Here is a 24,357-nt window from a genome sequence, read left to right as displayed (position 1 = left end):
ATAATCGTTTTATGGGAATGGCTGCAGGCATTGTTACATTAAATCATACTCCTCCAATAATTATCGAAAATACAAATTTGTCGTTGCATAAGCGTCTTCATATATAGATAAATATGCTGTGCAATAAGGAATCAAGGTATTGTCTCCTAAATTTTACAGAAACAATTCTGAAACGACTACCAGGGGCAAACCCTTGGTGGTTAAGGTTTAACCCTCATTTACAAAAACACATGTTTACGCTCTTTAAAAGGGTTTAATGATAACCTTTCTTTGATATATAGAATATCAGTTATATCAATTCATTAACCGCACTCATGAATTTAAATCTTGCGACACGCTCAAAACGTCTTTCTCCGATTGCTTCCATGGCTACGATAACGGTACAAACGCGACAGGAGTTTATCGATTCGATAAAAAACTGTATGAAATCACATTACCAGGATGTAAATTTCTGCGTGGCTGAACTGGCCATGTTAATGAATACGACCGCATCACCGTTAACCCGGAAGGTATTTGAACTTACCGGGCATACACCCGCTAAACTTATACTTCATTACCGCTTGGGTATGGCCTGTTATTTACTGTTAAAAAGCAATGAACAAAAAAAAAGTATTGCATGGCTGACAGGTTTTCAATCTCAGGCCAACTTTTGCAGAAGTTTTATAAAAGTATACAAAATAAGTCCGTCTAAATACCGAGAAAGCCAAAATGTTCACCAGCATTCAGCAACCTGTTGGAAAATACCTATAAATATGTTCGAAGCTAAAATTTTATTAAACCATGCCATGCAGCATCAATGGCTGCAAAGGCTTCTTGACTATGCTTTAGCAGAAAATTTTCATCATGTAGAATCGATGCCTCAGCTTGCAAAGTTATTAAACATCACTCCTTCAACTTTAAACCGTAAATTAAAAACATTGTATCCCATCACGCCGGCCAGGTTTGTACGGGATTTAAGGTTACAGTACGCTTCTGAATTACTTGGCAGTTCGGGCACGATTACAGCAGTTGCATTAACTGCCGGTTTTTTCGATCATTCGCATTTTTGCCGTTGTTTTAAAACTGTTTTTGGAACATTCCCATCATCATTTAAGCAGACAAATAAGGATGAAATGCCAGTATCATGGCTGAAAGAAAAGTTGACAGATAAAATTGTTAAATGATTGCCTTTTTTATACAAGTCAAGTATGTTTATAGTGATTAAATTTGTAATAAATAATAAGACATGGATTCTTTACAGATCATATTTCAAAGCATGGCCGTATCTATGGGGATCGCCATGCACAATGCCAATACCAATCAGCGAAGCGGACAACTGATCGCCACGGCCTGCCTGTCTGTTTGCTGCAAACAAATACTGGAAAGCCCAGGCAAAAGCTGATTTTCATTATTATAGCTTTAGCTGGCTTAATCATCACCGGGTAAACGGATAGCACAATTAAAATAAATTATTATGCCTAATACAAGTTTAACAACATCAGACGGTAGCATTACCCCGCAAATTATGCAAGACGAAGGGACAGTTAAGGCCTTTCAATCAATTGCTCAATCCACAGCACTCGCTGTACAGGATGCGGTTGATAATCTTAGAAACGTCAATACCATCAGTTCTACCGCCATTGGCGTTGCCATGGCGCAAATGCTCGCAGTGCCGGCTGATGCTGTACAATATACACCGATTGTAACTGCCGCCCAGGCTTTGGCCACTACTGCTGCTGCCAACTTTCTGGTGGTGGGGCAAAACGCTGCAACGATACTGAATGGCTTTTCATCAAAATAAAGTTTTTAACCAAATCTAAGATCAGATGATTTATCTCAACGGACAACAACTCCATTCTATTGGCGGGCTAAGCACTAAATCGCAAGCGGTACTTTCTATGATCACCGGAGGGCAGAAGTGGTTAAGCTCGTGTATGGCAGATACAAACCTCACCGGCATCAATGCTGCCAGCGAAAATCAGCTGCTTAAAATGATACAAAACGGCTTAATAGGCGATAGCTATATCCGTTTCAATACGTTCAGGGCGGCTATTGATAAAATACTGTCTTTACCGGAATCTGATATTGCCCAACTGGCTGCGATTCAACGCAGTGCAAATGACAATGAGTCTAACCTGGCCGTATTGTTACAGCAAAATAACATGATCAGTTATGGAGATATGGCTAAAACGGGCGATATAATTGCCCAGCTCGTTCAAAAGCGTCCGGATCTTTTTCAGGTTATCTCCTTCGAAGAAATGCTGATACTCACTGGTTTTGTTACGACACAAGCCGATGTCAGCCCTGAATTGCAGGCACAATCGGCTGCATTTGCAAACACAAACGCGGCAACTGTATCTGATTTTGTTAACCTGTCGCTTTTCTTTCAGCATGCACAACAAAACTTGTTGGGCGACAACCTGATCCCTCAAACTCAAAACAGCGAAATACAGGCCCTGTATGCGCAGCTTGAAGCAGCGGTGCAGCCCTATTTATTCACACCTTCAGCAGATATGACAGCCGAGGGCGGAAACCTGGCGCAATCCGTTCAGGAGTTGGCAAGGGCAAATAATTTTGTTGGTTATACTACGGCCAGTTCTGCAATGCTTAACCTGATACAAAATATTGCCTTTAACGACCTCGCTGCAGGTGGCTTGACCATGACGATCAACAATTACCTTGCTGCCGTGAAGAACCTCATCAGCTTTACGCCGGTAACGGCCAATAACTTATCTCAGAATGGTGCCACTGCTTCATTCAAATTTCAATCCGGCCAGGGCATTGCAGATGTTGGCGTTGATAGTGACGGTACAGTGTACCTGCTGCCAGATACCAAGATTACTCACCTAAATTAAATATTAAATGATGGCAAATGATTATATTCTTTCTTCGGTAACAGATGTGCAGCAACTGCTCAAGGGTAACGCTGACTCGCAATCAATAGCGATGTTGAATAATGTAATGGCCGAAACCATAGGCATGGCCATGCATAACGCGGTCACAGCACAGCATAATGCGCAAATGCTTAATTCGGCAACCACTACATCTACCTGCGCACGTATACTATCTGTGATGGGAGCGAAACCTCCTGCACCTGCACCACCGCCTGCACCAGGCCCGTCAGCTGCCAGCACTGGTGGAGAAACACCAACGTCTCCTCCGGCTACTGTGCCAACTCCTGCAGCGGGCACTGATCCGTCAACATCACCGCAAGCAACGCCCGGGGCGCTGACAACGGGAGCAACAACAAACACATCAACAGCATCCGAAAGCGGAACATCTGCTGATCCTAACCATTCCAGCAATTAAGATTTTAAGATAAGCTTAACCCTAAAATGGCAGAAACAGTAAATAGTCAGGTAACCGATTCCATCACCGAATCAAGCCTTGAGGTTATTGGCAGTGCGCCGTCTATTGCTATCGGCAATTTTTATCAGGCAACAGCACAGGCTTTGGCCAATGCGGCCCATAATGCAACGGTAGCACAGCAGCAGGCCAATATTCTGGGGCAGGCGGTAACTGCCCAGGGTGTGGCACTTATATATTCCATCAAAATTTAATCATTAATAACAATAAAAAACAACAATTATGGCTTTTCCAACAGCAGTAAACAGTCAGATCACCGATTCGGTGACCCAGGCAAACACACAGGTATTAGGCGTTGCTCCGGCGAGCGCAATGGCCAATCTTTTTCAGGCAACCGCACAGGCACTGGCAAACGCAGCACATAATGCCACAACCAGTCAGCAGCAAAGTAATATTACGGCGCAGGCGGCAACCACCATGGGTGTAACTACTTTGTATTCAATAGACACCGCTTCTGATGCGGTAGGTACGAAACAGATATTCGCTTAAAAATAATCAACCATAAATTCACACTTAAATTCAAACAAAAATGGCTTTTCCAACAGCAGTAAACGACCAGATCACCGACTCTGTATCGCAAGTTAACACCAAGGTTTTGGGTGATTCGCCGGCAATGGCAATGGGTAACCTTTTTATGGCTACCTCGCAGGCATTATCCAATGCGGCACACAATGCCACCAGCAGTCAGCAGCAAACCAACATTACGGCACAGGCGGCCACCACATCGGGCATTACCACCCTGTATTCGATAGATACTTCATCTGATGCGGTAGGTACCCGTAAAATTTATCAGTAATCCAGTTTTTAACCTTAAAACTAAACCGTTATGGCTTTTCCAACAGCAGTAAACAGTCAGATCACCGATTCGGTATCCGAAGTCAACACCAAGGTACTGGGCGATGCGCCGGCCATGGCAATGGGCAATCTCTTTATGGCTACCTCACAGGCATTATCCAATGCGGCGCATAATGCTACCAGCAGTCAGCAGCAAACCAATATGACCTCGCAGGCTTCTACCACCTCGGCAGTGACCACCCTTTATTCGATCGATACTTCATCAGATGCCGTGGGCACCCATATGATTTATCAATAATTTAACCTTAAATCTAAACAGTTATGGCTTTTCCAACAGCAGTAAACAGTCAGATCACCGATTCGGTGACCCAGGCCAACACCAAAGTATTGGGTGATGCGGCAGCTATCGCGATGGGCAATTTTTTCCAGGCTACCTCGCAGGCTTTGGCCAATGCGGCACACAATGCCACCAGCAGTCAGCAGCAAAGTAATATTACGGCGCAGGCGGCAACCACCATGGGCGTAACCACCCTGTATTCTATCGACACCGCTTCTGATGCCGTGGGTACCAAAAAAATCTATGCTCCGGGTAAAGTACTTGGGCAATAAAACCAAAACGAATTAATCATTTAAAACAACTTTATCATGGCTTTTCCAACTTCAGTAAACGATCAGATCACCGACTCTGTAACCCAGGCAAACACCAAAGTATTGGGTGATGCTCCTGCAATTGCAATGGGCAACCTGTACCAGGCCACCGCACAGGCATTGGCTAATGCAGCACACAACGCCACCAGCAGTCAACAACAAAGTAACATTACCGCACAGGCCGCTACTACTATGGGTGTAACCATGTTGTATTCAATCGATACGGCATCTGATGCCGTGGGTACCAAACAAATTTTCGGCTCTTAAGCCGTCTTTACACCGGATCCAAAAGGAACGGAAATGGTTAAAGGGGGCGGCACCATAAACAGGTGCTGTCCTCATTCCAATCACTTAAAAAACATTACTATGCAACAGCAAAGCGATTCTCCTAATATAGGGGGTACACCAGTTGTGCCCGATAATCAGCCAGCCGCGGCACCATCAATGTCGCCTCATCAGGTCATGCAGCAACAAATCAGCGATCTTAAATCGCAGATTGCCACCATTCAACAACAGGCTATACAAGCGATGCAATCGCAGGTTGATAGTAGTTTCCAGGCACTCGCCGCAAGTAGTTTGCAAATGGTTAATGACCAGGCACAGCCTCAAGCCGCAGCAGCTGTTACACCGGTGGCACCACCCGTAATCAACCCTATTCAGCAAGCCATAAACACGGTAAACACCAATGTTGATGCGGCCATGCTGGCTGCTCAGCAAAGTGTAAAAAATGCGGAAAGTGCATTGAATAACACAGGCAGCACTACAAATGCGCAATAATAAATCAGCTGAAAATTACTAAAAAGCAAAGAAATGGCACAAACAATATTTAATCAGGGCGATGTGGTCAAACTCATTTCAGGCGGGCCAGTAATGACTGTTTCAAACGTTGCTCAGGGCATTGTAAAGTGTGTTTGGTACGATGACTATGCTAATAAATTTGATCACATAACAGTTTCGCCAATGGTACTGACCAAAACAACTGTACTGACCCCGGGAGGGCCTGGCGGCAAGTCGCCATTCGGAAGCCAACATTAAACAAGACAACTATGAATTATTACACCTTTTATGATATTGTCACCAAATGGTGTGACGCAAGAGGCAAAGATTTCACATCACTCGCTGAGCTTAGAGGGGGTTGGGAACCTTGGGCTCAAACCGATTTATCTCTATATATAAAGAATATGGAATTCCAGCCTAGAGGCTTTTTACGCGAAGCGGTATCAGGCAACGTAACTGCCAGTTTGTTACAGAATAATAATAAAACGATGCTAAGTCCGGGTTTTGCAAAGTTAGGTCAAAAAGCAGATATGATTTTTGACAACGGTACTTTGGAAATATTATTGGTAGAATTAAAGTGTGAATCCCTGGAAAACCGGCAAAATTTTAGTCCTGGCCTAAGCCGTGATGTTGAAAAACTGAAAGGATGTGGTGTGCTAGGCCGCAGAATTGCCGTTGGCATATGTATTTCTCCTGAGTATGTTGAAAAGGCTATTAAAGAGAAAGGGTTTGAAATTTTATGGCAAAAATGGGGTGCTACCTGTTTGGTTTATCCATTTCCATATCGTAATGAAAGTACAAGTGTTGACGGATTTCTACAAAACACCTTGCCAACACTTCCAATGAATATTTTTGGTACACCAAACCCTTTGCCTACACCAACTTTTCAGTATGCTACGTCAATGTTCGGCTCTCCGCAAGGGCCAAGTAATCTGTTTAAATGATAATCATTTTGACTAGTCTTTTTACAACATGTTGAAATTAAACAACAGGTACCACTATTATAAAAATAAATAAAAGTAGTGGGGCACATGCAGCAAATTTATACAATGCCTTAAAAGATAACCTTATGCCACAACTAACTCAGGCTATTATTAATGCCTTAAATAATTATGTACAGGCAAGCCCCGGGGCTACTATACAACTCGCTAATTTGCCAGATGGGTTTACGCCAGACAACGTTTCCTGTTGGAAATGGGCACTTTTTGGTTTATTAGATAACATTAACTATAACCAGCAAAACACGCCAACCATTATTCACAGGCCTGCGAATGCTTTTGACACCATATTATTGGGTATCAATCCTGATCCGGCTTCTTATTGGTCGCAAGAGCAAATTCTGCAAACCCTAATACAGGGGCATCAGTATATTATGGAGTTTGACCCATATGCTCCACATAATCAGGGCGACTGGACAATCTGGAGACAATTCCGGGAAGAGGCCATGACTTGGGTATGTAACAATATCAGCACCGCACTGGGGTATATTGAAGCAGGCCAGTCAGCTAATTATATAATGGTGATGCATTATGACGATGCAGGGGAAGACGGAATACCTTATGGGCCCAATGAAACACATTGGTGGATAGAAGTGCCACTCCTGAATAATAACTTCGTTTGTATTGAAACATTTCCACAACCATCAGGCGTGCAGCCAACTTTGCAGTTCAGATTTAATCAGCGCTACGCTGATTTTGGAAATATTTGCACTCCCTTAAGCGATCTTAATCAGGCACATGTTGACCTGCTCAGTAATATAGTGGCTAATGGGCAGTAATATGTCACATCGATAAAAGTTCATCTGGAAATTCTTTTAAACCATAAGCCAACTATCATCAATAAAACAATTATATAAGCAAATTTAATGTATCTGAAAATGCTATTCGTAACTTTTGCCAATTCGGAATCATTGCTGGCCATAGCCGGTATATTAACCATTATCCTTTCGTTTGTCTTACTTGGGAAATATACATTATTGCTTCGCGAAGATGTTGAAAATGATGACGGATTTATCAGACCTGATAGCATTAACTTGAGTAAGTCACCGAAAAATATTACGTCTCCTTACAGTTTAGAAAAGGTACAGTTGGGATTGTGGACTGTGGTCATATCCTGTTCCTATCTGTACCTTTCACTGTTTAAGGGCGATTGTTCCGAAACTGAAATAAATCAAACGGCACTGGTGCTATTGGGGATTTTTTCATGTACTGCGGTCACGTCCAAAATCATCGATAAACGCGAAATAAAAGATCAGCGACCAAGACATCAGAATACGCCCTCGCTAGGCTTCTTTACGGATATATTATCAGATGATTTAGGCATCAGCATTCACCGGTTTCAGCACGTTGTATGGACCATGGTAGGCGTAAGTATTTACCTTTACAAAATAGGAGAAATTAAAACAGGCTGTGGTTTGCCAGAGTTAAGCGATACTTTACTTATGTTAATGGGCATTAGCAGTGCCATATTTGTGGCTATCCGATCAAGAGAAAACGAGGCTGAGGGCACACCAAAAACCGGCGTTCCTAATTACACACCCGCGGCCGCGCCAGCACCTGCAATCCATCCATATCAGCCCCCCGCGGCTGTACAAACTCCTCCCGTTCATACAAGCAGCGGAGGTAATGCATTTTACGGATAGCTGTTGCAATACCCGTTAAAACTTAATATATTCATTCATCTAAATCTTATCTTATGCAAACACTTTCAATCGGCTCATCAGGCAGCGAGGTTTTTATGCTGCAAAGAGCACTCTCGTTTCTCCATTATTCACTCTCTATCGATGGTAACTTTGGCCCGGGTACCCAGGCCGCCGTTACACAATTTCAAAAGGACCATCAGTTAAGTGCCGACGGCGTTGCCGGGCCGGCCACCTGGGCCGTGCTGGATGAGCTGGTGCCGCAAGGCATGGACATCAGCCATTTTACCGGCAACATCAACTGGAGTCAGTTATCGCCGCATATCCAGTTTATTTATTGCAAAGCCAGTCAGGGTGCAGGCTTTAAAGACCCTACACTGGCGCAGTATATGGCAACCATCAGGCAGCAGGGACTGATATTTGGTGCCTATCATTTTTTAACCTTTCAGGATTCTGCCGCCACGCAGATGCAGAACTTTTTATCCTGCGGCGTTGATTTCACTGTCCCGGGCACTTTACCGCCGGTGCTGGATATCGAATGGCAGGTCGGATCTAATGATGGGCAGAGCCAGGCCATGAACCAGTACATCCTGAACAATAAGAACGCCTGCGTGCAGCTGATTCAGGACTGCCTCAGCCAACTTTCATCTGCAACTGGTCGCACACCGATGATCTATACCGCAAAATCGTTCTGGGCTGAATATTTTAACGGCGTTTCTTTTCCAAATTACCCGTTATGGGTGCCATCTTATCAATCTAACCCGCCGGGATTATTTGGTTCATGGCAGGACTATCGCATCTGGCAATATTCTGGAGGCGGGGCGGTAACGGGCGTGGCCGGTCAGGTAGACCTGGATCTTTTTAACGGCGACAAGGCCGCTTTAAAAGTGATGGCACTTATCACCCAATAGTTACAGGTATGAAAAAAAAGCTTGTTGCTGGCTCGTAAGTTTTAATCAGCACAGCGTGCAGCCCAATGATGTCGAATTTCGACCGTTTTGCTTATCGTTAGATTGCATCCATTAAGGTAGATGCGCTGAGTTTGATGGATGAAGCAAAAACCGATTATTCTGCCCATGCCACCGAGGTGACACTTTACAATCAGAGATGAATAAGGCAGGTTTTTGATATTAATAAAAAAAACCTGCAAATGTTTGATTTGCAGGTTTTGACATTGATTAATGTAGCCCGTAGGGGGCTAGTTAAATTCTTATTTCCTATCGCTTTCTCGCATGAACCTGCTAGATAATAACGAGTGGGGGATGTAATAGGGGAAACGAGTGTCACTACTATTATGAATAGGTTCTTTATTAGAAGTAAGAAATTTATAAAACAAAAATGAATTAATACTTATTTTATCAACTAGAATTTAATTTCCTTGTTTTGAATGTTTATGAGGTTTATCAAAATCTATGATTTCTATATACAGTGGACTGTTTTGATAAACATAAATAGCAGTTATTGTCGATAATCCTAATAAATCTATTAGACTTGATCTAGGTGTCAGCTTCCATATATGACTACGGAAGATTATTTAAAAAAATCAACGGCTATACTGAATGTTCAAAATCAAAATTACCAAGTCTTAAATGTAAGCTTAAAAATCTCTCACATTAGACTCTTTGATGACTACAGGTTTTGCCACCCGATGACTCACATCAAACGATTCTTTGAGGATTTCTATCCCCTTAATCCGATGTACCTGCATTGATTTATAATTTACACTTAGTGTTTCGATTCGATCATCCTGAATAGGTTCAATTTTTTTATCGAAATGGTACTGACCAGTATTGTCCCTCAGGTGGGTCATCGGCTTTGGCACAGGAATTTTGTTGCCCTTAACCTCAAGTACGCTGTATGATTCATATTCGTCATCCTCATCATAATCTCTTGCTGAAGCCCTAATGGAATCACCATTTTGGAGTTCTATAGCTGAAATTCTTGCTGCCTTATGGAATAAAACTATATTGCCACCTTTTCCCTCAGTTTGTACAGATGGAAAAACAATGCCGTCGAGGCTTAGTATTGGGTGGGAGGAGAGAAAATCGGCCAATGCCTGAGTAGGCAGGTAATCAAAATCCTCTTGATCAGGCATCACTGGAACAATAAGCTTTTGGCTGAGGTTCCTTAAAAAAAGACTTTTTTGTTTCCTTCCCAAATAATTGGGGTCAAAGACACTGCCCGAGGCATGGTGCTCAGCCAGTATAGGTAAATTCAGTAGCCTAACTGGTCTGAGTAATATAAAGCTTGCTACTGCAACCAAACTGCCAACGGGTGGACGGACCTCTGCTAGGGCTGTGTTAGGATTAGATGCTCCGTAAAATACAGAGATGCCCCTTGCGTTCATTCTTCCACCCATAGCAAACCTTGAGGGGGGTGATCCTAGGTGCTGATCAGGCTTACTTAATGCTTCCAATAATTGATTTTCATTTTGAAATACCCTTGCACGAAACAGTCCTGTAATTTCCCGACCAGGCCCAGCCTCCGTAATAACAGTTTTTCGCCCGTAGGTCTTTAATTCGTCAATTCCCTCAAAAATCTGTTGAAGATACTGCCTTAACGGCTCATTAAAATACCGCGCTTCTGCTCGTAATGACCGATCAAATGCATCCTGCTGTACTTGCCATTCCCTATCACTTATGCCAGCTGATTCGTAATGACTCTCGGAACCAAATTCGGTCTCCTCATACATTTCATCTGATCCGTAATTAGCGTATCGGTCTCTTAAATTCTCACTAATATCATTGGCAAGCTTTGCTTCAAAACCTAAGTCATTTTCAAGGATATCTACCACTAGCTCGCCCTCGCGATACCAATGATAGTTCGACTCCTTATCGGCATGCTGCATCCAATACTGGTATTCTGACGGTTCTTCTGGCGTCCGTTCATAATGTTCGAAAAACGCCTTTTCAACCCGATCCGAAACTTCCTCTAATGTATAACCTTTGCGTTTATGTTGGCAATAGCTACACAATCTAGACTTTCCCATTTTTTTTACCTCAGTGGATAAAAACTCATCGCTGATACATTTATGGCAAACATGGTTACCCTCAATCATGATTTCTCTTATTAGTTATTCATTAATTATTTGGCAGGTAATACAACAAATTTGTTGTTTCTTAATGGAAATTCTTTCACAAGTTTTTTGTCATATAATAGAGAAAGCATCCTTTTATGGTCTGGATTGGCATCTAGCCTGGGGAATGAACCCGGACTAATTTTTTCGTATTTCCCGCCCATTGCTAGTAAAAGTTCTCTTAATTGTTCTTTTGAATAATTTTCTCCATAAAGGTTCAATAATTTAACTTTATCCATAGGATTATTGCCGAAACCGAATAACTTGACAATAAAATCAAATTCGGTACGCTTCCCATTCTTTGCTAATAATAACTTGGTTAGTTGGTTAGCTAGAAAGTATCCGGTTATACTTGAAATGGGAATCATCGATATGATTTTTTCCTTTTGAGTATTAGTTGGCTTTAACTGGATTAATCTTACCCATTCCTGACTAACTAGTGAAAATATTTCGGACTGTTTAGAAAAGCTACTGAAATTCTTCTTGACCAATGCTATTTTTAGATCATTTTCAAAAGTCGATAATGCATTAAAATTGAAACTGTTTAGCACAATGTTGCCATTATCAATTAGCATTCGTAGGTGGGCCTCTGGCGCTGAACTGAATATATCTTCTGCTTCAAATTTATATCTTATTTTCCCAATTAACATGGTGAAAGCTGTATCCGTTATTTTTGGTTCATTTATTATTGAAAGAAGTAATTCGTGGGCTTTAGAATTAATAGTGATGTCAATGTCGTCCACCCATAAAAGCATAGAGGTTTTGGTTTTATTGATGTACATTATCATTTCCTGATCCAGTCCTCCTTTTTCGACGTAATATTGCTCTATATTCTTCCATTTTGAAAGAATTTTATTGTTTTCTACTAGTGTTGACCAGAGCGAAACATCTATATCCTTGAAAGAGGGTAATGTCGTTTTTTGATGCTCAATTACTTTGAGCCTATTCTCTTCATTTTTAAGCTTAGAAAGCATCATTTTAATGATTTCTACAGATTCATTCTTGTTATTCTCCATCTCTAGAGAAACCAAGGAAACATATAAGTCCAAATGGTATTCAATATGTTCAAAAAGTGGCTGGCAATTATACTTTTTAATTGTAGTGAGGTTTGCATTCTCAAACTCCTCCATAGCAATAGGGTTCTTCCCAACACAAAATCTGAACATTAGTTTAATCATATCGTATGAGACAGTAAAAAACTTTTGTTCATAAATACTCTTAAATAGTGGAGAAGAGAATGCAGCAGAAGTCATATGTTGGAAATGTACATTGAGGTTTCTGACTGTATTCATTACCCTATGATGGTCTTTTTTGTTTGGAAACTGAAGAATAAAGTCTGTTGTATCTCCCTGCAAATAATGCTTAATTGATTCGTCTGTATTTTGTGCGTGGATGGTGTTCATATCACAGTGTTTGATCATAGTAGTCATGATTAACAATTGTTGATCAACGCCATACTTAGTTAGGCTTCTTACGGTCCACCAAAACTTAGGATATGCTGTGGTAATCTTTTCAATGAAACCAGTAATATTTTTTGTTATAGAGAGATAGCCCCTAGTAAATTCCAAGCTAGTCGTGCTATCATCTGCCAACAATTTAAAAATGTTATTATAGGGGATGGAGTAGGTAGCTTTATTCTGGATTAGAAAATCAAGCAATTTAAAGTTGAGCGCTTCCTCTAGCAAAAAATCCTCGTCGGCCATTCGGTGTAAAAGCTCGACTGGTTTCTGAATACTATAGGCATAATTAGATTTCTCGAGGTTTTTTAGTTTCTTGAGAAATACAAGATCGGTTGCAGTTAAACTTTTATTGTAAAAATGGGAAATATAGATTTCATACATCTCATCGATATACCCACCACTGATCAGATAGCGTAGGATTGGCTTTTTAACTAATGTTGGAAAGAACTCATGCGCTTTTTTGTTATCCTTAAACAAGGATTTTAAGGGAGCACTGTTGATCCGCTTTAACATTTGGGCAATCTCATCGCGCCTATTTCTCAGCTTCCCTTGATTATCCTGAGCGGAGGAAATGATTATCTGTCGACGCTGTACATAATCACCGGCATCTGCTTTTCGCTCAACCTCAGCAAAGCTTATCTTTGATGGAGTTTGGGTATCGTTTAATGTCCTAGTATAATAGTGAATATTTGGGATTAGCCTAAGCTCATCGAATACGGTTTCTTGTTGAAGTTCAGTAAATGTTTTCCTGCCTGATACCTCTATTGCCAGTGCCGTTGGAAAGGTACTGATTAATGCCATGATGAACACCTTGCGAAGCTCTGCTAGATTTTGAAGTTTTTCAAGCCCATTCTTCTCCAATTGCTCCTCGATCTCTAGCATTTCAGCATCAAGTATTTTGGATTGCTCTATAATGTAAGATGCCTTTCGATCAAAGGTATTAGGAATATCACCCTCGCGAATATGGAGCTTGGCGAAGTCATTGGGAAAAAGATTCTTATAGACCATTATACCAAATAGTTTTTCAGGGACTAATTGATTTTCAGGATGCTTTAGATTGTGCTGATAAAGTACAAATTCATTATAGGTATTGATCAGTATCCTCATATCATCCACAAAGAGCATGATGTCATATAGGAATTTTTGGTTAAATGGTGGATTAAGGTTTAGTTTGGCCATCTTAGGCAGCAATACATCTAGCGAGTTCGCAGCTGTTAAATGTGGAATGACAGGAATAATAAAATCGAAGAATTTTGTTCGATTCTTGTCCTGGAAGATGTCATCCTTGATGGCATAGATAAACTTGACCCTCATCGGATGGATTTGCTCAGAATTGTTGATCATCATATTGATCTCCCGGAGCTTAGTAAAGATTTCTGGATCGTTAAAGCGGTCCAGATCCTCAATGATCACTACATCATACTTTGTCTTTTCAAAAAAGTAAATAATCTCATCTAGGTACTTATTCAATACAGAACCATCAATATCCTTGGAGATCTCGATCTCGCCGCTGGTGAGATTAATCTTGCTAAACTTAGATGTATATAGAAAATTGATAATTGCTCTGCCAATATAAATTACCCCAGCTGAAAAGATGATCATCGTCGCCACCAGTAATAGCACCTCCAAGATGAACGACATGTGTTTCCAATGGTAGAGATCGTCCCTAAATGTCTTGTTGAACAGAAACACCGCGCTCATTAAAAAGAAAAGTATGTATACTGCCTGTGCCCACATCATCTTACCCGAGAGGCTAATAATCCTTTTGAATCTGGATTGAGGTAGTTCACTCCCTGACACTTTGTATAGCATTTGCTGCAAAATACTTAACTCGATCTGCTTATGAATCTCATGGATCAGTTGCTGCTCTTCCATAAATTCCCTTCTAGTCTCCCCCGGTAAGCGGGGCCCGATAATGGAGCTATCCTGAACCAGCGAAGTATCCTTAAAAGAGGCAAGGGAGATATACAAAAATTTATGGCCCTTATCATTTGCCTGCAAAGAACTTAAAATAGTACTCTTGCCTGATCCATACGGTCCGGAAAGCGCAATATTTAACACGTTGGGCCTTTGCAATGCCCAATGAATTGCATCGCAATAGTTTTTAGTGCTTACAGGGTCAACCCTAGGGGTAAGGTCCTCTAGAAGATCAGTGGTCTTTAGAGCGACTTTTCCGGATGCACTTGATTGAACCGTTAGTTTTTTTGTTAACCATTCCAATGCGGAAAGGATGATTTCTCTTGTATTAGGCATTATGGAGTGTTAAGTAATAGATTCTCCTAAGCTAAGGATTTTTCAAATGTTTAGAAAACCTTCAAATGTTACTTTAATACAAGGGGAAAGATTAATTGCTCATTAATGTCAAATTTATTAGGAGGTTTAAATCTCTCAAATATTTCGACATGGAAAGACATCCCAGAATTGGCTACTATTTATTAATGCTGGGCTGATAAGCGGATTGAAGAGCTGTTTCTTTTTATCCATTTTTTGTCTTTTTTAAGCCCTTTAATCGATTTTATTATGTTTTATGAGCATAATCTGGGCATTTTGGCAAAAATGGCCAGCCGTTCCGCATTTAAACTGTCATCCCATTTCGCTTTAAAGTGACCACCTGTTTCGGGGCAAACTGGCCGTTCTGATCTTTCGATCAGCTTTTTTCGCAACTGGCTTTCGAGAATAATTTTTCAATTTCTGCATAAAATAAAGGCTCCTGGGAGCATATCTACTATTAGGGATGGACTACGGTCACTTCGCTGTTTTGAAGGGGATATGGCGTTTTTTTACGCGTTCCAGTACCTGCGAATGGATTTTGATCGCTAGAAAGATCTGAATTGAGGATAAATCCGGCAGTAAGATGGATTTGGATCCGAAGTGTATATTTGTTCAGAGGGAAAGGAACTTAGATGTGCATCATCCGGTAATCAATTTGGTGGCCAGTTTGGCCCGAAACAGAGGGGTCACTTTCACCGAAATACACACCTAATCCCGAAATGAACTCAGAATATTATGAAGACGAGGAATAAGTTAGATAAGCCTGAACAACTTTCATAATTAATGATTGAATAAACGAAAGGATTCAGAAATAAACCTGTCTGCGCTAAATAGATCATTATCCATTGATGTGTGGATAGGAGTTCTTAAGCTTAGTACAATAAATGTTGATGTAAAATAAAGATCGATAGTATAAAAAAAGCGCTGATTCAGTCGTAATTAACTGTTGTTCAGCGCTTTCCAGTAGCCCGTAGGGGAATCGAACCCCTGTTTCCAGAATGAAAATCTGGCGTCCTCACCCCTAGACGAACGGGCCATTAAAATAAGTCCTGAGTCTTTAGTTCTTAGTCTGAAGTCTGATGACTTTGGACTTGGTACTGACGACTTTAGACTACCTTTTGGTAGCGGGGACACGACTCGAACGTGCGACCTTCGGGTTATGAGCCCGACGAGCTACCAACTGCTCCACCCCGCACTCTATATCTTCAAATTTTCTTTGTTTGAAGGAGTGCAAAGGTATGAATTGTTTTGATACTTGCAAATCATCTACAAAGAAAATTTAAAATATTTTTGATAGGTATTTTCAGTCTTTTAAAATCTGAATCTTTGAAGAACTTTCAAGGAATGATTTTATGATTGATTATCAGTATTTTGTATGCTTATCCTTAGATCTAAAATCAATTTTGCCTCAAAATATTTGGAATAATGATCATCAATTTGTTCCTTTGTTTATAATTAGTCTAAATAATAATATTTGCTCTTTTATTCATTTAAATTAATATCACAGTCTATTATAATTTTTGGTTAGTTATGTTGATTGCAAGCCCTGTTTACCCGCATCAAAATTGAAGATGTGGGTAAATCAGGCACTACAAAATAGATTATTGCTTTACTGGGTAAAAAATATAATTTCTCTGTTTCTAAAGATGTCTATTGATTGAAGCATCCATCATCTTCAGGTCTATTAAAATTTCGGAGTTTTCAGTAAATATAAAATAGCTTGATGCTATATTCGTTAAATTAATGGGATAGATATCAAAAGATAAAATTCTCAAACTCAAGATGCCTTTAACTAAAAAAAGTTGATCGTCAGCGGTATCGCTTTAAATCAACTTTCTGTAATTAGTGTAGCCCGTAGGGGAATCGAACCCCTGTTTCCAGAATGAAAATCTGGCGTCCTCACCCCTAGACGAACGGGCCATTAAAATAAGTCCTGAGTCTTTAGTTCTTAGTCTGGAGTCTGATGACTTTGGACTTGGTACTGACAACTTCAGACTGCATTTTGGTAGCGGGGACACGACTCGAACGTGCGACCTTCGGGTTATGAGCCCGACGAGCTACCAACTGCTCCACCCCGCATTATATACAACTCGTTTTTTCTTTGAATTAAATCCTTAACTCTGTTTCCGAATTGGAATGCAAAGATATAATTCGTTTCTTTGTGCTGCAAATTTTTTTTAAAAAATATTTTAATGGCGCATAAAGCAGGTTTTGTTAGTATAATAGGTAAACCAAATGTAGGTAAATCTACCCTCATGAATGTGCTTGTAGGCGAGCGACTTAGCATTATTACTCCTAAAGCGCAAACCACAAGACATCGTATTCTGGGGATCGTAAATGAGGAAGAATATCAGATCGTTTTTTCTGATACCCCGGGTATCATTAAACCAAAATACAGCTTGCAGGAGAGTATGATGAGCTTTGTAAATGGTTCTTTAACCGATGCCGATGTACTTTTATTTGTAACAGATATCAATGAAACGCATGATGAAGACGATGTGCTTGATAAAATCCTGAACAGAGATATTCCAACCATTGTACTGATTAATAAAATAGATAAAGCATTACAGGAGCAGGTTGATGAGAAAATTGCTTACTGGCAGGAAAAGTTAAATCCTGTTTCCATTTATGCCATATCGGCTTTGCATAAGCATAACGTTGATGGCTTATTGGAGCGCGTTTTAGAAATGTTACCAGAGCATCCGCCATATTATGATAAAGAAGATTTAACAGATCGTTCTGAGCGTTTCTTCGTTTCGGAAATTATTCGGGAAAAAATCTTCCTGAATTATCAAAAAGAAATTCCTTATAGCACAGAGGTGATTGTGAAGAGTTTTAAACATGAAGAGCTTAAAAATGGCAAAGGACAGATGGTGAGGATTAGTGCTGAAATTGTGGTTGAACGCGATTCTCAAAAAAATATCCTCATTGGTACTGGTGGCAGCATGCTGAAAAAAGTGGGTACAGAAGCACGGATAGAAATTGAGAAATTTTTAGATTCAAAGGTGTTTCTGGAACTGTTTGTTAAAGTGATTCCAGATTGGAGAAGTAAAAAGAACTACTTAAAAAGCTTTGGTTACGATAATTAACCGTACCTTTGCAGCCCGAAATACTACGGTTAGTAGTTGATAGTCAATGGCTGATAGCCAAATAGTTTAAGCAGCTTGCTTAAGCGCCACGACCGTTAACTATAAGCCATTAACTATCAATAGAACACCCATGAGTAATATTATCGCCATCGTAGGCAGGCCAAACGTAGGCAAAAGCACCCTTTTTAATAGATTAACTGAAAGTCGTAAAGCCATTGTAGATGACGTAAGCGGTGTAACCCGCGACAGGCATTATGGCGTAGGGGAGTGGACAGACCGTCAATTTACCGTAATTGATACTGGTGGTTATGTGGCTAACTCTGAAGATGTATATGAAGCTGCTATCCGCGAGCAAGTAATGATCGCCATTGAAGAAGCCAGTGTTTTGGTTTTTATGGTAGATGTAACCACGGGGATCACTGATTTAGATGATGATATTGCCCAGGTACTTCGCCGCAGTAATAAACCAGTTTTTGTGTGTGCCAATAAAGTAGACAACACTGCATTATATAGTGAAATCAGTACTTTTTACGGTTTTGGATTGGGTGAAATTTATCCCCTTTCATCCATGACTGGTTCTGGCACCGGAGAATTATTGGATGATGTGGTTAAACATTTTGAAGATATTCCAGAAGAAGAAAATCAATTGCCAAAAATTACCATTGCTGGTCGCCCGAATGTAGGTAAATCATCTTTGGTTAATGCACTGATTGGTAAAGAAAGAAACATTGTAACGGCTAATGCTGGTACCACCCGCGATTCAATCAAAATTCATTACAACCAATTTGGTCATGAATTTATGTTGATTGATACTGCAGGTTTACGTAAGAAAACGAAGGTTAAAGAGAATCTGGAATTTTATTCAGTAATGCGTACCATTAAGGCTTTGGAAGAAGCTGACGTGGTGGTATTGATGATCGATGCACAGGAAGGAATCGAGAGTCAGGATATCAACATTTTCCACTTAGCAGAAAAGAATAAAAAAGGTATTGTCATTTTAGTGAATAAATGGGATTTGATTGAGAAAAACACACAAACGATGAAGGCTTTTGAAGAGCAGATTCATGAGCGTGTTCGTCCATTTACAGATGTGCCCATTGTATTTACATCTGTATTAAATAAACAAAGAATTTTTAAAGCTATTGAAGTTGCTTTAGAGGTAGCTAAAAACAGAAGTAAGAAAATTCCTACATCAAAATTAAATGATGTAATGTTGCCATTGATTGAGAAATTTCCACCGCCAGCGTTAAAAGGAAAGCACATTAAGATTAAATACATTACGCAAATCAACGGAACATCACCCATGTTTGCATTCTTCTGTAACCTGCCTCAGTATATTAAAGATCCGTACAAACGTTTTATTGAAAATAAATTGAGAGAGCATTTTGATTTTTCTGGTGCACCGATTCAGATTTTCTTCAGACAAAAATAGGGTGAAAGAATAGTCATCGGATGAACATACATGCTATGTTAATATTCATCCGATGACTATTTAAATTTAAGCATTTTGCTGATCACCAAAAGAAGAATCTATTTACCTTTGCAGCATGCAAATCCAAGTAGCCAACAGCCAGCCATCAGATCTGGATATGATTTTTGATTTCTATGAAATGGCTGTTGCCCATCAGAAAAAAGTTTTCAATAAACATTGGCAAGGTTTCAGTAAAGAATTGGTGGGAACTGAAATAGCAGAAAATCGCCAGTATAAAATTTTGTTAATGATGAAGTTGCTTGTGTTTTTGCGGTAACCTTTAACGATCAACTTATTTGGGGCGATCGCGATCATGATGCAATCTACATTCATCGGATCGTTACGCATCCAGATTTTAGAGGCCTTTCCTTTGTTAAACAGATTATCACCTGGGCCAGGGCATTTGCCACAGAAAATCACCTTAAGTTTATCCGAATGGATATCTGGGCAGATAATAAAAAGCTATTGGAGTATTATACCAACTGCGGCTTTAATTATGTTGGTGTAGTTACAATGGAAAAAACATATGGTTTACCAAAGCATTATGAGGGAATAAGCCTGAGCTTATTTGAAATCAAAATTTAATAGGAGCGGGGCTTTTAATTATTGAAGATTGGCCAACGCCTGTTTCACCGCATTATCGGTTTGATTTATAGAACGGTAATAGCCAACATCACCCAAGTAGTAGCGGCATAATAGTGCTTTTAGATCATTCAATATAACTGGTTTTGATCCGTAAAGCTGCATGCGATCTATCGTTACATTTTTGCGTTGCAGGTAACCAATAAAATCTTTGAAGTCGTTATCTCCTAAATTGAAATAGTTAATGTTCTGTTCTACAAAGCTGGCATTATAACGACTGGTTAATACATTAAATACATAATCTGACAATACTTTTTTGCTCACCAGACTAGCATAAAACTTATTGTATCCAGTGGTATCCAGCTTTACAAATATATCAGGCTGAATTCCGCCGACGGTTTTAGCTCGCTTGTGCTGCTGAAGATTTACGCCTTCACTTTTTTCTATTGAATCTTGAAAGGAAGTATGATCGCCAGTTAACTCTCCGTCAATCATGCGTTCATCAAGTTCATGTTTGTAAGCGTCATACCCTTTTTTATATGATTTCTGAATACTACGTCCGGAAGGTGTATAATACCTGGCAATGGTTAAGTTTAGTGCAGAACCATCTCCAAAGGCAAATTGCTCCTGTACAAGTCCTTTACCGAAAGACCGGCGGCCAACAATGATTCCACGGCCGAGATCTTGAATGGCTCCTGCAACGATTTCACTTGCCGATGCTGTATTTTCATTAATTAATATGGCCAATTTGCCATTCTGAAATGCACCTGTTCCAGTAGAATAATAATCGGTTCGCGGCTCATGTTTGCCCTGGGTGTAAACAATTAATTTATTTTCGGGTAGAAACTGATCGGCTAAACCCGTAGCTGCTGAAAAATAACCACCACCGTTGTCGCGTAAATCCAAAATCAGCTTTCTCATGCCCTTCGCTTTCAGGTTTGCGGCTGCAATTGCAAAATCACTATCCGTGTTAGCGCCAAACTTGCTAATCCTAACATAGCCAGTTTCTGGGTTGATCATGTAAGAAGCATCGATACTGCTAATATTTACCTTGCCACGGGTAACCATTAAGCGGCTTTGAACCTGTGTGCCACTGCGCAACAAAGTTACGCCAACACCACTTCCTGCTTTTCCTCTGAATCTTCCTGTTAATTGTTCTTTGGGTAAATTTCTACCACTTACCGTAGTGGTATCAATAGCCAGAATTTTATCACCTAATTTAATGCCCGCCTGGTAAGCTGGTCCATCCTTCACCACGCCGGTAACCATCATGGTATCGTTAAGCATATAATATTCAATGCCCACACCTTCAAAGTTCCCTTCCAAGTTATCGGTCATGTCCTGAGCGTCGGTTGGCGGCAAGTAAACACTGTGTGGGTCCAACTGGTGAAGCACACTATCAATAGGTAAGTTTTGCAATGAATCAGTGTTGATATCATCCACATAATTTTTATTGATGATATGCAGGATTTCTTCCAGTTTTTCGTCACTATTGCTGGCCAGCTGGGGCCTTCTGATTACGCCAAACCCTTGATCTTTAATGAACTTAATACCCAAATACATGCCTGCTATCAAAATTAAAGAATAGCTTATGGCAATCAGTATGTTTTTTCGGGTATTCTTTTTCATTGGCGTTATACAAATTTATGAAAATAAGCGGGTTGATCTAGTTTTAACTGCAATTTCTTGTCTTTTGTTTATAATATTTCACATAAATTAACAGTTCAACAGACGGGCTTTGATGGGGCGATCTATATTTTTAATTTTTTAGGGTAGATTTTAGAAAGAATTTACCGAATTTTATCAAAAATATATTTATGAATAGAGTTACCGAGCAAGAATCAAACTATAGCCACATTGATCAGATGTCGGTAATGGAAGTTTTGCAGGGGATCAATAATGAAGATAAAACTGTTGCCTTTGCTGTTGAAAAATCTTTGCCTCAGATTGAAAAATTGACTTCGGCTGTTGCCGAAAGAATGAAAAAAGGTGGTCGTCTTTTTTATATTGGTGCTGGCACCAGTGGCCGTTTAGGCGTTGTAGATGCATCTGAGTGTCCGCCAACCTATGGCGTTCCTTTTGATTGGGTAGTTGGAATCATCGCTGGTGGCGATACAGCCATCAGAAAAGCCGTAGAATTTGCAGAAGATGATGCCGTACAGGCCTGGAAGGATTTAGAGGAATTCGATATCAATGAGAAAGACTGCCTGGTTGGTTTAGCTGCATCGGGTACTACACCATATGTAGTAGGTGGTTTGAGCACCGCCCGTAAACATGGCATTTTAACGGGTTGTATTGTTTGTAATGCAGGCGGACCAATTGCTGCAGCATCTGACTTTCCTGTAGAAGTGGTGGTTGGGCCGGAATTTATTACGGGTTCAACACGCATGAAATCTGGTACTGCACAAAAATTGGTTTTAAATATGCTGAGTACCACCGTGATGGTTCAATTGGGCCGTGTGGTGGGAAACAAAATGGTAGATATGCAGTTAACTAATCATAAGCTGGTAGATCGCGGCACACAAATGGTGGCCGATGAATTAAATATCGCTTATGATGAAGCCGCAGACTTATTAACACAACATGGAAGTGTTAGAAAAGCTGTAGAGGCCGGACAACATTAGAAATGACTGAAGGTGATAAGGATAGAAGGATTGGGTTAGAGAATGATAGAATTGGAGAATAACAGAATGAAAGAATGATTGAATTTAGCGCTGGTATTAGGTAATTCATAGATTTTAAACTTATACATTCATTCAATTATTCACTCACTCAACATTCATTAACTCATTCAAAATTCTCTCATTCAATAATTAAAAAAATATGCACGAGATAGAGCCGTATTACCAGTGGAGAGATGATTATATCTCGGCAGAAGATGAGCGTTCGCCATTTTATAATACCGAATATTCTGAGCTATACTTTGATAAGCAAATCTATAATTTTCTGCTTCACCCACAGTGGGATGAGTTTGGTTCTAATACATTATACATGAAGGTATTGTATGCTGATTATGATCACAGCTATGCCATTATTGAATTTATTGGAGAGTGGAACGATGCCATTAACAATGATATCATGTTGCTTAAGCGCGATATTCTGGAGCTGATGATGGATGAAGGAATTAACAAATTCATTTTAATTGGCGAAAATGTGCTTAATTTTCATTCTTCAGATGACAGTTATTATGAAGAATGGTTTCAGGAAGTGGAAGATGGCTGGATTGTTGGGGTAAACTTTCAGGAACATGTGATCAGGGAATTTAAAGATAACAATATTGATTATTACATCAACTTTGGCGGTGCTTTTGATAACCTGCCCTGGCGTACATTAAAACCGTTACAGTTCTTTAAGAAAGTTGAAGAAATGCTGACAAAAAGACTGAATTAAAGTATTATTTTTAATAATCATTTAAATACACAAATAAAAATGGAACAACAAAATTATCAATATCAAGGCAACAGTGTTTTCGTACAGGAAAACTCGGTGTCTAAAAAATTCTTTGCCAGCGTATTCTTATGGATGTTCGTTGCGCTGTTAATATCAAGCGTTTCTGCATTTGTATTGGCAAATTCGCCAGGAATTTTATCATACTTAGTCGGTGAAAAAGGATTTACCGTATTAGGATACATCGCCATTTTTGCACCACTTGGTTTAGTTATGCTGATGGGCGCCGCCATGCAAAGATTATCCTTTCCTGCATTAGTGGGGATTTTTCTACTCTATTCTTTGTTAACAGGTGTTATGTTAGGTTTTATTCTTTTAATCTACACTTCTGTATCTATCGCCATTTGCTTCGTTGCAGCAGCAGTTATTTTTGCTGTTATGGCCATTATGGGATACACAACAGATGTTGATTTAAGTAAATTCGGACCCATTCTGATGGCTGGTGTAATTGGCTTAGTTATAGTTAGTCTGATCAATTTCTTTATCGGCAGCGAAACTTTGAACTATATTTTAGGCTTTGTTGGTGTGGCTATTTTTACAGCACTTACCGCTTACAAGGTTCAGGAAATTAAAAGAATTGGTGAAGGTTTAGATGAAAGCGGTAGTGAAATAGCAGTGGCCGACAGCAAAAAATTAGCAATAATGGGTGCCTTATCACTTTATATCACATTCATTAACTTATTTCTATCACTTTTGCGTTTATTTGGAGGCAGAAGATAATTTAGTGCAAAAGCGTGATCATTGAATTTCATTGACTT

At 39.9% G+C, this 24,357-nt stretch carries 27 protein-coding genes and 4 tRNA genes; 24 read left to right on the top strand and 7 right to left on the bottom strand.

Translation table 11 applies throughout. The annotated features are described in order from the left end of the window. Positions 1 to 314 precede the first annotated feature (314 nt). From EV200_RS14555 to EV200_RS14475, 17 genes are all read left to right on the top strand, one after another. On the top strand, positions 315 to 1,163 hold the full coding sequence (locus tag EV200_RS14555; protein WP_132533856.1) for a helix-turn-helix domain-containing protein: 849 nt from the start codon (positions 315 to 317) through the stop codon (positions 1,161 to 1,163). 62 nt (positions 1,164 to 1,225) lie between these two features. Then, on the top strand, positions 1,226 to 1,381 hold the full coding sequence (locus EV200_RS14550; RefSeq protein ID WP_132533854.1) for a RebB family R body protein: 156 nt from the start codon (positions 1,226 to 1,228) through the stop codon (positions 1,379 to 1,381). Positions 1,382 to 1,453: 72 nt separating this feature from the next. After that, the gene (locus EV200_RS14545) at positions 1,454 to 1,780 is read left to right on the top strand and encodes a hypothetical protein (protein WP_132533852.1); all 327 of its coding nucleotides are present in this window, start codon (positions 1,454 to 1,456) and stop codon (positions 1,778 to 1,780) included. Positions 1,781 to 1,805: 25 nt separating this feature from the next. Beyond that, positions 1,806 to 2,834, top strand: coding sequence for a hypothetical protein (locus tag EV200_RS14540; RefSeq protein ID WP_132533850.1), 1,029 nt, complete (start codon positions 1,806 to 1,808; stop codon positions 2,832 to 2,834). A 7-nt stretch (positions 2,835 to 2,841) separates the two neighbouring features. Next, entirely contained in the window at positions 2,842 to 3,288 is a 447-nt protein-coding gene (locus EV200_RS14535; RefSeq protein ID WP_132533848.1) for a RebB family R body protein, read from the top strand. 26 nt (positions 3,289 to 3,314) lie between these two features. Next, positions 3,315 to 3,539, top strand: coding sequence for a RebB family R body protein (locus EV200_RS14530; protein WP_029287512.1), 225 nt, complete (start codon positions 3,315 to 3,317; stop codon positions 3,537 to 3,539). 28 nt (positions 3,540 to 3,567) lie between these two features. Continuing rightward, the gene (locus tag EV200_RS14525; RefSeq protein WP_132533846.1) at positions 3,568 to 3,834 is read left to right on the top strand and encodes a RebB family R body protein; all 267 of its coding nucleotides are present in this window, start codon (positions 3,568 to 3,570) and stop codon (positions 3,832 to 3,834) included. Positions 3,835 to 3,874: 40 nt separating this feature from the next. Continuing rightward, positions 3,875 to 4,141 (top strand): RebB family R body protein, encoded by a 267-nt coding sequence (locus tag EV200_RS14520; RefSeq protein WP_029287508.1) that lies wholly within the window; start codon positions 3,875 to 3,877, stop codon positions 4,139 to 4,141. Positions 4,142 to 4,171: 30 nt separating this feature from the next. Further along, positions 4,172 to 4,438, top strand: a complete 267-nt coding sequence (locus EV200_RS14515) for a RebB family R body protein (RefSeq protein WP_029287505.1) — start codon at positions 4,172 to 4,174, stop codon at positions 4,436 to 4,438. Between the two features lie 65 nt (positions 4,439 to 4,503). After that, positions 4,504 to 4,749: a RebB family R body protein gene (locus EV200_RS14510; RefSeq protein ID WP_197285555.1), complete on the top strand. Its 246-nt coding sequence runs from the start codon at positions 4,504 to 4,506 to the stop codon at positions 4,747 to 4,749. Between the two features lie 36 nt (positions 4,750 to 4,785). Further along, complete coding sequence (locus EV200_RS14505; RefSeq protein ID WP_029287502.1) at positions 4,786 to 5,055, top strand: RebB family R body protein; 270 nt, start codon at positions 4,786 to 4,788, stop codon at positions 5,053 to 5,055. Positions 5,056 to 5,154: 99 nt separating this feature from the next. Continuing rightward, complete coding sequence (locus EV200_RS14500; protein ID WP_132533844.1) at positions 5,155 to 5,565, top strand: hypothetical protein; 411 nt, start codon at positions 5,155 to 5,157, stop codon at positions 5,563 to 5,565. A gap of 33 nt (positions 5,566 to 5,598) precedes the next feature. After that, positions 5,599 to 5,823, top strand: coding sequence for a DUF2158 domain-containing protein (locus EV200_RS14495; RefSeq protein WP_132533842.1), 225 nt, complete (start codon positions 5,599 to 5,601; stop codon positions 5,821 to 5,823). 11 nt (positions 5,824 to 5,834) lie between these two features. After that, a complete protein-coding gene (locus EV200_RS14490; protein ID WP_132533840.1) occupies positions 5,835 to 6,509 on the top strand; it encodes a hypothetical protein in 675 nt (224 codons plus the stop codon). Positions 6,510 to 6,634: 125 nt separating this feature from the next. Continuing rightward, positions 6,635 to 7,342: a hypothetical protein gene (locus tag EV200_RS14485; RefSeq protein ID WP_132533838.1), complete on the top strand. Its 708-nt coding sequence runs from the start codon at positions 6,635 to 6,637 to the stop codon at positions 7,340 to 7,342. 99 nt (positions 7,343 to 7,441) lie between these two features. Continuing rightward, positions 7,442 to 8,206 (top strand): hypothetical protein, encoded by a 765-nt coding sequence (locus EV200_RS14480; RefSeq protein WP_132533836.1) that lies wholly within the window; start codon positions 7,442 to 7,444, stop codon positions 8,204 to 8,206. A gap of 53 nt (positions 8,207 to 8,259) precedes the next feature. Next, complete coding sequence (locus EV200_RS14475; protein WP_132533834.1) at positions 8,260 to 9,114, top strand: GH25 family lysozyme; 855 nt, start codon at positions 8,260 to 8,262, stop codon at positions 9,112 to 9,114. A gap of 686 nt (positions 9,115 to 9,800) precedes the next feature. On the opposite strand, the gene EV200_RS14470 is transcribed toward EV200_RS14475, so the two are convergent. The 6 genes from EV200_RS14470 to EV200_RS14445 all read right to left on the bottom strand — a co-directional run bounded on the left by EV200_RS14470 (position 9,801) and on the right by EV200_RS14445 (position 17,089). Continuing rightward, the gene (locus tag EV200_RS14470) at positions 9,801 to 11,261 is read right to left on the bottom strand and encodes an RES family NAD+ phosphorylase (protein WP_132533832.1); all 1,461 of its coding nucleotides are present in this window, start codon (positions 11,259 to 11,261) and stop codon (positions 9,801 to 9,803) included. A 26-nt stretch (positions 11,262 to 11,287) separates the two neighbouring features. Then, positions 11,288 to 14,992 carry a YobI family P-loop NTPase gene (locus EV200_RS14465; protein WP_132533830.1) on the bottom strand — a complete coding sequence of 1,235 codons (3,705 nt, stop codon included), beginning with the start codon at positions 14,990 to 14,992 and terminating at the stop codon, positions 11,288 to 11,290. Positions 14,993 to 15,974: 982 nt separating this feature from the next. Continuing rightward, positions 15,975 to 16,046, bottom strand: a tRNA-Glu gene (locus EV200_RS14460). Between the two features lie 83 nt (positions 16,047 to 16,129). After that, positions 16,130 to 16,205, bottom strand: a tRNA-Met gene (locus tag EV200_RS14455). A 653-nt stretch (positions 16,206 to 16,858) separates the two neighbouring features. Next, positions 16,859 to 16,930, bottom strand: a tRNA-Glu gene (locus EV200_RS14450). An 83-nt stretch (positions 16,931 to 17,013) separates the two neighbouring features. Further along, positions 17,014 to 17,089, bottom strand: a tRNA-Met gene (locus EV200_RS14445). Positions 17,090 to 17,202: 113 nt separating this feature from the next. Between EV200_RS14445 and era the strand changes: the two genes are divergently transcribed. From era to EV200_RS22110, 4 genes are all read left to right on the top strand, one after another. Continuing rightward, a complete protein-coding gene (gene era / locus EV200_RS14440; protein ID WP_029287490.1) occupies positions 17,203 to 18,099 on the top strand; it encodes a GTPase Era in 897 nt (298 codons plus the stop codon). Between the two features lie 130 nt (positions 18,100 to 18,229). Then, positions 18,230 to 19,531, top strand: a complete 1,302-nt coding sequence (der, locus tag EV200_RS14435) for a ribosome biogenesis GTPase Der (protein ID WP_132533828.1) — start codon at positions 18,230 to 18,232, stop codon at positions 19,529 to 19,531. Positions 19,532 to 19,646: 115 nt separating this feature from the next. Continuing rightward, on the top strand, positions 19,647 to 19,847 hold the full coding sequence (locus tag EV200_RS21900; protein WP_208864552.1) for a hypothetical protein: 201 nt from the start codon (positions 19,647 to 19,649) through the stop codon (positions 19,845 to 19,847). Between the two features lie 17 nt (positions 19,848 to 19,864). After that, a complete protein-coding gene (locus EV200_RS22110) occupies positions 19,865 to 20,155 on the top strand; it encodes a GNAT family N-acetyltransferase (protein ID WP_208864555.1) in 291 nt (96 codons plus the stop codon). Positions 20,156 to 20,173: 18 nt separating this feature from the next. Here the strand turns inward: EV200_RS22110 and EV200_RS14425 are convergent, their stop codons facing one another. Continuing rightward, positions 20,174 to 21,781 carry a S41 family peptidase gene (locus tag EV200_RS14425; protein ID WP_132533826.1) on the bottom strand — a complete coding sequence of 536 codons (1,608 nt, stop codon included), beginning with the start codon at positions 21,779 to 21,781 and terminating at the stop codon, positions 20,174 to 20,176. A gap of 188 nt (positions 21,782 to 21,969) precedes the next feature. Here EV200_RS14425 and murQ point away from each other — a divergent pair, with 188 nt between their 5' ends. From murQ to EV200_RS14410, 3 genes are all read left to right on the top strand, one after another. Next, a complete protein-coding gene (gene murQ, locus EV200_RS14420; protein WP_132533824.1) occupies positions 21,970 to 22,776 on the top strand; it encodes an N-acetylmuramic acid 6-phosphate etherase in 807 nt (268 codons plus the stop codon). Between the two features lie 199 nt (positions 22,777 to 22,975). Beyond that, positions 22,976 to 23,542, top strand: coding sequence for a hypothetical protein (locus EV200_RS14415; protein ID WP_132533822.1), 567 nt, complete (start codon positions 22,976 to 22,978; stop codon positions 23,540 to 23,542). Positions 23,543 to 23,581: 39 nt separating this feature from the next. Further along, complete coding sequence (locus EV200_RS14410) at positions 23,582 to 24,319, top strand: Bax inhibitor-1/YccA family protein (RefSeq protein WP_132533820.1); 738 nt, start codon at positions 23,582 to 23,584, stop codon at positions 24,317 to 24,319. Positions 24,320 to 24,357: the final 38 nt, after the last annotated feature.

It is taken from the genome of Pedobacter psychrotolerans (genome assembly GCF_004340665.1).
GTDB classification, from domain to species: Bacteria; Bacteroidota; Bacteroidia; order Sphingobacteriales; family Sphingobacteriaceae; genus Pedobacter; species Pedobacter psychrotolerans.
Note: the sequence above shows the minus strand (reverse complement) of the source record. Positions and strands in the feature narration are given on the sequence as shown.